This is a genomic window from Ensifer sp., from assembly GCF_035999185.1.
GTDB lineage: Bacteria > Pseudomonadota > Alphaproteobacteria > Rhizobiales > Rhizobiaceae > Ensifer.
Genome location: NZ_DASYHB010000208.1, coordinates 111,803 through 119,023 on the forward strand (window position 1 = coordinate 111,803; position 7,221 = coordinate 119,023).

The window sequence follows — 7,221 nt, forward strand, 5'->3', positions numbered from 1 at the left end:
ACGGGCACTGCGACGGGTACGTCAAATCTGTCTCCAGAGAGGAATTTCCATGTTCAGACAACGCATGTTTCTGGCAGCGACGACGCTTGCCTGTGGTTTGGCGGCGGGTGCGGCCATCGCCGCCGAACCGCTATCTGTGATGAGTTTCGGCGGGGCCTATCAGGAAGCGCAGCGCAAGGCCGTGTTCAGCGCCTATGCGGAAGAAACCGGCCGGCAGGTCTCCGAGCAGGAGTACGGTGGTGAGATCGCCAAGATCAAGGCGATGATCGACAGCGGCAACACGACGATCGACGTCGTCGACGTGGATGCGCCGACCCTGCTCCAAGGCTGCGACGAGGGCATTTTCGAGACGATCGACTGGGAGAAGATCGGAGCGAAATCGGACTGGCTTTCCGGCACCACGTCCGACTGCGGGGTTGGTACGATCGTCTATGCGACGATCCTTTCCTATGATGGCGACAAGCTTGCGACGCCGCCGACGAAGCTCGCCGACCTGTTCGATCTCTCGGGCTTCCCCGGAAAGCGCGGGCTCTGGAAGAACCCGGCGACCAATCTCGAATTTGCTCTCCTTGCCGACGGCGTCGCGCCGCAGGACGTCTATGCGACACTTGCAACGCCCGAAGGGCTCGATCGCGCCTTCGCCAAGCTCGACACGATCAAGAAGGAAATCGTCTGGTGGGAAGCCGGCGCACAAGCGCCGCAACTGCTCGCCTCGGGCGAGGTGACCATGACGACGGCGTGGAACGGCCGCATTTTCAACGCCAACAAGGAGGGCCGTCACTTCGGCATCGTCTGGGACAACCAGATACTCGATTCCAACTACTGGGTCATTCCCAAGGGCGCCAAGGACCTGGAAAGCTCGCTGGCCTTCATCCGCTTCGCCGTTGAACCGAAGGTCCTCGCCGGCATTGCCAAGTACATTCCCTACGGCCCGGTCCGCACGACAGCCGCGGCGGAAGTGGCGCCGGAAGACGCCAAGAATCTGCCGACCAGCCCCGCAAACCTGACGACCTCGCTGACGCTCGACAACGCGTTCTGGGCCGATCACGGTGATGAGATCCGCAAGCGCTTCACCACCTGGCTTTCCAACTGAGGAGCGCGCCCATGAACACCATCACACTGGAAAGGCGGCGCCTCGACGAGGCGCCGCCGACCATCCCGGCGACGGAAACGATGGTCGCCTTCGAGCGCGTGCAGAAGACCTATGACGGGCGCACGCTCGTGGTCGAGGACCTGAACCTCAACGTGCGGCGCGGCGAATTCCTCACGATGCTGGGACCTTCAGGATCCGGCAAGACAACGACGCTGATGATGCTCGGCGGCTTCGAGCAGCCGACAAGCGGGCGGATCCTGCTTGAAGGAAAGGCCGTGGAACGATTGCCGCCGGAGCGCCGCGACATCGGATTTGTCTTCCAGAACTATGCGCTCTTTCCGCATATGACGGTTGCCGAGAACGTCGGCTTTCCCTTGCGCTATCGTGGCATCCGGGGTGCTGAAGCGAAGCGCCGGACGGAAGACGCGCTGCAGCTCGTCAAGCTGGCCGGCCTTGGCGAACGCCGCCCGGCGCAGCTGTCCGGCGGCCAGCAGCAACGCGTGGCGCTTGCCCGCGCCATGGTCTTCAACCCGAAACTCATCCTGATGGACGAGCCACTTGGTGCCCTCGACAAACAACTGCGCGAGCACATGCAGGTCGAGATCCGGCGGATCCAGCAGCGCCTCGGCATTACCATGGTCTATGTGACGCACGACCAGTCGGAAGCCCTCACTATGTCGGACCGCATCGCCGTTTTCCACGAGGGCCGCATCCAGCAACTCTCCGATCCGGTGACGCTCTACGACCGGCCGGAAAACCGCTTCGTCGCCGGCTTCATTGGCGACAACAACACGCTCACCTGCGAATTCGCCGGCACCGAGAACGGACTTGGCGTTGTGCGGATGGCCGATGGCACGCGGCTCTTCACGACTGGACCTACCGGCCAGGCACGATCGAACCTCACGGTATCGGTTCGCCCCGAGCGATTGACCCTGGAGGGTCCCGCGAGCAGGAGCGCTGAAAACCGCATCATGGCGCGCGTGCTCGACCGCACCTTCCTCGGCGACCGGGTACGGCTGACGCTGGAGGCCTTCGGCAGCGAGCGCCTCGTCGCCTGCCTGCCGGCAGCCGAAGGTGCGGCAATCCTGCCCGGCAGCCGCATCGGCATGGCCTGCTTTGCCGCCGATTGCCTGACATTGGCGAGGTAACCATGACACAGACCCTATCCCTCGCCACCTCCGCCACACGCACCAGCGGCCTCGGCGCGGCGCTGCGCCGGGCCGAGCGTCCGAACCGCCTGCGGGCCTTTGCACTGGCGCTGCCGGCACTCATCTTTCTCATTGTCACCTTCGCCGCGCCGATCGGCCTGTTCCTGACCTCCGCCGTGCGCAATCCGGAGGTTCACGCCGTGCTGCCACAGACCATCGCCGCACTTGACGGCTGGGACGGAAGCTCAACGCCCGGCGAGGACGTCTTCGCAGCACTTGTCGCCGACCTTGCGCGCGCAAAGGAAGACAACACGGCAGCGGCACTCGGCAAGCGGCTGAACTACGAAAGTGCTGGCATGCGCAGCCGCATCATGTCCGTCGTCCGCCACCTCGGCAATTTCAAGCAAGGCCCCCTCGCCCCGCAATTCGCAGCGCTTGATCCCGCTTGGGCAAGTCCCGATCTCTGGGCAATCATCAAGCGCAACGCGAGCCCCGTCACGCCCTATTACCTCCTGACGTCAGTCGATCTCGGCCAGGATGCTGCCGGCAGTATCGGGCGGGTGGAAGAAAGCCAGGCGGTCTTTCTCGATATTCTTGGCCGCACGCTCTGGATTGCCGGGCTCGTCACCATCGCAACGCTGGCTCTCGGCTTCCCCACGGCCTATGTCATCTCGCTGGCGCCGTCACGCACTGCCAGCTTCCTGCTCCTGCTGGTGCTTTTGCCGCTCTGGACCTCGCTTTTGGTGCGCACCACCGCATGGGTCGTGTTGCTGCAGACGGACGGCGTGATCAACCAGGCACTTCTTGCACTTGGTCTGACGACGGAGAAGCTTCAGCTCATCCTCACCCGCTTCGGAACGGTCACGGCGATGACCCATATCCAGCTGCCCTTCACCATCCTGCCTATCTTGAGTGTGATGAAGGCCATTCCGGAAGGACAGATGCGGGCCGCACGCTCGCTCGGCGCACCGCCGCTCCTTGCCTTCTGGCGCGTTTATGCGCCGCAGACACTACCAGGGGTCGCCGCCGGCTGCCTGATGACCTTCATCCTGTCGCTCGGCTACTACATCACGCCGGCGCTGGTTGGCGGCCCACGCGACCAGATGATGTCGAACTTCATCGCCACCTACATCAATCGCGACCTGAACTGGGGCATGGCCGCAGCACTTGCCTGCCTGCTCCTCGTCATGACGCTTTCCATCTACCTCGTGTTCCTGCGCCTCGTCGGCGCGGACCGCATCAAGCTCGGATGAGAACCATGTGGCTTCCCGCTTACGCGACCCGCAGCGAACGGCTTTGCCGCTTCGCCGTCGTCACCTTTGCCTTCGCCGTGCTCGCCTTCCTGATCGGGCCGCTTTTCGTCGTCTTTCCGCTCTCGGTCGCGAAGGATCCGTTCTTCACCTTTCCAATCCGGGAGTTTTCCTGGCGCTGGTATGCCGACTTCTTCGAGAACACCCGCTGGACTGAAAGCCTACTAAACAGCCTCGTTGCGGCGTTCTTCAGCACGACACTTGCGACACTGCTCGGCACGCTCGCGGCACTTGGCATCAGCCGGCCCGGCTTTCCCGCCAGAAAGGCGGTGATGGCGTTGATGATTTCACCGATGATCATGCCCGTCGTCATCATCGCCGTCGGTGCCTATATGTTCTTCGGCTCGCTCGGCCTCACCAACACGCGCCTGGGCCTGGTGCTTGCCCACGCGGCACTTTCCATACCCTTCGTCGTCGTCACCGTACTTTCGGCGCTTTCGACCTACGACACAAATCTGACCCGGGCGGGCGCAAGCCTCGGTGCTGGACCGGTCAGCGTCTTCTTCACCGTCACGCTGCCGCTTATCCTGCCAGGCATCGTCTCGGGTGCGTTGCTGGCCTTCGCCGTCTCTTTCGACGAAGTGATCGTCGCACTCTTCCTGACGGGTGCCGAACAGCGCACATTGCCGGTGCAGATGTTTTCTGGCGTCCGCGACCAGATCAACCCGACGATCATGGCGGCGGCGAGCCTGCTGACCACCGTCTCTATCGCATTGTTCCTTGTCCTGAACCTTGCCCGACGGCTCCGGCGGACCTGAAGTTACGGGCTTCAGAAAAATGCGTAAGGCGGGCATCCCGAGGATGCCCGCCTTGTCGTTTTAAAAGGAGCCGAGAAACGCTTTAGTCTATCCGCGTATCGGCGAGGAAAGCGTCGGCGAAATGCGCAGCGAAGCTCTCTGCCACCGGAGAGCGCTTGCGATCGGAACTGAGATAGATGCCGACAACGACATCGGCGAGCCTCGGCAGGCCGAGGGTATCGTCAAGGCGCACCAGTTTCGGCGGCACGATGCGGCGAGCCAGCACCGTGTTGCCGAAGCCGGAGCCGACGGCCGCCTCGAGGCCCGAAAGGCTGGGGCTCGTGTAGACAAGATCGTAGCCGCGACCGTCGCGCTGCAAGGCGGTCAGCATGGCCCGTCGATAGAGACAGCCTTCCGGATAGCAGACAATGCGCAGATTGGCGTTCTCGTCCGTGACCACCGACGTCGCACTGTCGCCCACCCAGGCGAGCGGCTCCTTCCAGGTCATGAACGCGCCTTCCGCCGGTCCGTCCGGTGTCATCGCAACCACGATGTCATAAAGACCGTTGCGCAGGCCCTGCAAAAGGACATGCGAGAGGTCACAGACCACCTCGAAGCGGAAGTCGTGACCGGTGCTGGCAAGGCGCGGCATGAGTTTCGGCAGGAAATGGTCGGCGTAGTCGTTCGGGATGCCGAGGCGGATCTTGCCGTGCTGGTCGCGCCGCGAGAGGCGCAGCATCATCTCGTCGTTCAGCGCCAGCATCTGCCGGGCATAGCTTGCGACAAGCTCACCGGCCTCGGTCGGCTGGGCGCTCGCATCCTTGGCAAAGAGAGAAACGTTGAGCAATTCCTGCAGTTTCTTCATCTGCAGGCTGATGGCCGGCTGGGTGCGGCCGAGCTGTTCGGCGGCGCGCGTATGACTGCGCAGGTCGATAACCGCGAGGAACGTGCGAAGAAGGTCAGTCGGTATATTTCTCACGTCAGTGGCACCGCTCCAAAAGGAAACGGGCCGATCAGACGGCCCGTTTCAAGTTGCCCGCGGACGGGTCAGGCGGGAAGGATATTATGCTGCGGACCGAAGGGGAAGCCGGTAATGTTCTCGCTGCCGGTCTCGGTCATGACAAGGATGTCGTGCTCGCGGTAACCGCCTGCCCCCGGCATGCCGTCCGGAATGGTCAGCATCGGCTCCATGGAGACGACCATGCCAGGCTGGAGCACGGTGTTGATGTCCTCGCGCAGCTCCACGCCCGCCTCGCGGCCGTAATAATGCGACAGCACGCCGAAGGAGTGGCCGTAGCCGAAGGAACGATAGCCGAGCAGGCCGTGCTGGCGATAAATCTCGTTGAGCTCCGTCGCGACGTCGCCGCAGCGCGCGCCGGGCTTCAAAAGTTCGAGGCCGCGGCGATGGACGGCGCAGTTGATCTCCCATATGCGCAGGTGCTCGTCGCTCACGTGATCGAGGAAGAGCGTGCGTTCGAGCGCCGTGTAGTAGCCTGCGATCATCGGGAAGCAATTGAGCGAGAGAATGTCGCCCTTTTGAACACGGCGCGAGGTGACCGGGTTGTGGGCACCGTCCGTGTTGATGCCGGATTGGAACCAGACCCAGGTGTCCATCAGCTCGGCATGGGGGAAACGGCTGGCGATATGGCGCACCATCGCCTGCGTGCCGGCAAGCGCCACTTCGTATTCCGGAACGTTTTCGCGCACCGCCTTTGCCACGGCTTCGCCGCCGATGTCGGCGGTCGCAGCACCCTCCTTGATGAGGACGATCTCTTCCGCCGACTTGATCGTGCGCAGCCACATGGTCGGCGCGCCGATGTCGACGAATTCAACATTCGGAAAGGCTTCCTCCAAGAGCCGGCGCAGGTCGAGATTTACCTGGTCGAACTCGATGCCGATGCGCGAAACCTTCGGCAGAAGCGTTTGCAGGCCATGGAAGAAGTTGTCGCGCTGCCAGTCCGTATAGGTGATGTTGTCGCCAAACGTCCGGCGCCATGGCTGACCGGCATCGATGCCCGCAGAAACGGACGTCGCCTTTTCCGGCGTGATGACGAAGGCGTAACGACGACCGAAGGAGCAGTAGAGGAAGTCTGAGAAATAGCAGATGTTGTGGTAGGAGGTGAGGATCGCCGCGTCGAGCTTCAGCTCCTCAAGGATCCGGCGCATGGCGTTCTGCCGCCGCTCCATTTCGCCGGCCGAGAATGTCGGCGTCACCTTCTCGCCGTTGTGCATCTCCTGCAGCCGCAGAAGCTGGTTCGGCATCCCTCGCGCATACATGTTCATAAGAAAACTCCTTCCCGGCGGCCAGCCGCACTGTTTGACCAGCGCAGGGTAGGAACGTTCTCCGCATCAGGAAAATTAGAAGTTCCAATGCGGTCATAAGGGATCCGGAAAGCCCTGATCGATCCGTCCTGAAAAGCCTATTCTAATGCCCGCATTTGAGATCCTAATTTCTGCCTCCGTCGGAGCCGATGTAGTCTGGCGTTCGGAAACGGCGACTGGAAATGCGAAAACAAGCGATCGGCTTCGGACAGACTGGGATGTGGATCAGAGCGATCCTTGTCAACGATCGCAACGCCTTGGACGCGGTTTTGAGATAAGATGCGTTCCAGTTGGCGCTCAACTGGCGCATAGGCAAGGTGAAGGCCCAGATTCGTTCCTGCGCAACCCCTTGACCACGACAAGTGGCCCGCGCGCCAATCACGGCCCCGGCAACCAGGTAGCCCTCGATGACGACGAATATGAAATCCCACGAAGCGCCGGCGACGAACCGCCTGAAGATCGGTTTCGTCCTCGCCCGGTCGTTCACCCTTTCGGCCTTCGCCCTTTTCGTCGACACGCTCCGGCTCGCAAGTGACGAACTCGACAAGTCCGGTCGCATCCGCGCCGACTGGCAGGTGCTTGGCAATACGCGGCATCTGATCGCGTCGAGT

Annotated in this window: 6 protein-coding genes and 1 pseudogene; 5 read left to right on the forward strand and 2 right to left on the reverse strand. The window is 62.4% G+C overall.

Annotated features, from left to right (window positions below; all coding sequences use genetic code 11):
- The first annotated feature begins 49 nt into the window (after nucleotides 1–49).
- From VGO04_RS30595 to VGO04_RS30610, 4 genes are read left to right on the forward strand one after another with little or no spacing between them, the layout of a single operon-like run.
- Entirely contained in the window at nucleotides 50–1,093 is a 1,044-nt protein-coding gene (locus VGO04_RS30595) for an ABC transporter substrate-binding protein (RefSeq protein WP_327499742.1), read from the forward strand.
- 11 nt (nucleotides 1,094–1,104) lie between these two features.
- Nucleotides 1,105–2,241, forward strand: coding sequence for an ABC transporter ATP-binding protein (locus VGO04_RS30600; RefSeq protein WP_327499743.1), 1,137 nt, complete (start codon nucleotides 1,105–1,107; stop codon nucleotides 2,239–2,241).
- Between the two features lie 2 nt (nucleotides 2,242–2,243).
- Nucleotides 2,244–3,494, forward strand: a complete 1,251-nt coding sequence (locus VGO04_RS30605; RefSeq protein ID WP_327499744.1) for an ABC transporter permease — start codon at nucleotides 2,244–2,246, stop codon at nucleotides 3,492–3,494.
- A gap of 5 nt (nucleotides 3,495–3,499) precedes the next feature.
- The gene (locus VGO04_RS30610) at nucleotides 3,500–4,309 is read left to right on the forward strand and encodes an ABC transporter permease (RefSeq protein ID WP_327499745.1); all 810 of its coding nucleotides are present in this window, start codon (nucleotides 3,500–3,502) and stop codon (nucleotides 4,307–4,309) included.
- Between the two features lie 82 nt (nucleotides 4,310–4,391).
- Here VGO04_RS30610 and VGO04_RS30615 read toward each other — a convergent pair whose 3' ends face one another.
- Together VGO04_RS30615 and VGO04_RS30620 are read right to left on the reverse strand one after the other, a co-directional pair.
- Nucleotides 4,392–5,267: a LysR family transcriptional regulator gene (locus tag VGO04_RS30615; protein ID WP_327499746.1), complete on the reverse strand. Its 876-nt coding sequence runs from the start codon at nucleotides 5,265–5,267 to the stop codon at nucleotides 4,392–4,394.
- Between the two features lie 68 nt (nucleotides 5,268–5,335).
- Complete coding sequence (locus VGO04_RS30620) at nucleotides 5,336–6,550, reverse strand: M24 family metallopeptidase (RefSeq protein ID WP_327499754.1); 1,215 nt, start codon at nucleotides 6,548–6,550, stop codon at nucleotides 5,336–5,338.
- A gap of 467 nt (nucleotides 6,551–7,017) precedes the next feature.
- On the opposite strand from VGO04_RS30620, the pseudogene VGO04_RS30625 reads away from it, so the two are divergent.
- Nucleotides 7,018–7,221: pseudogene (locus VGO04_RS30625) on the forward strand (GlxA family transcriptional regulator); the annotation flags it as partial.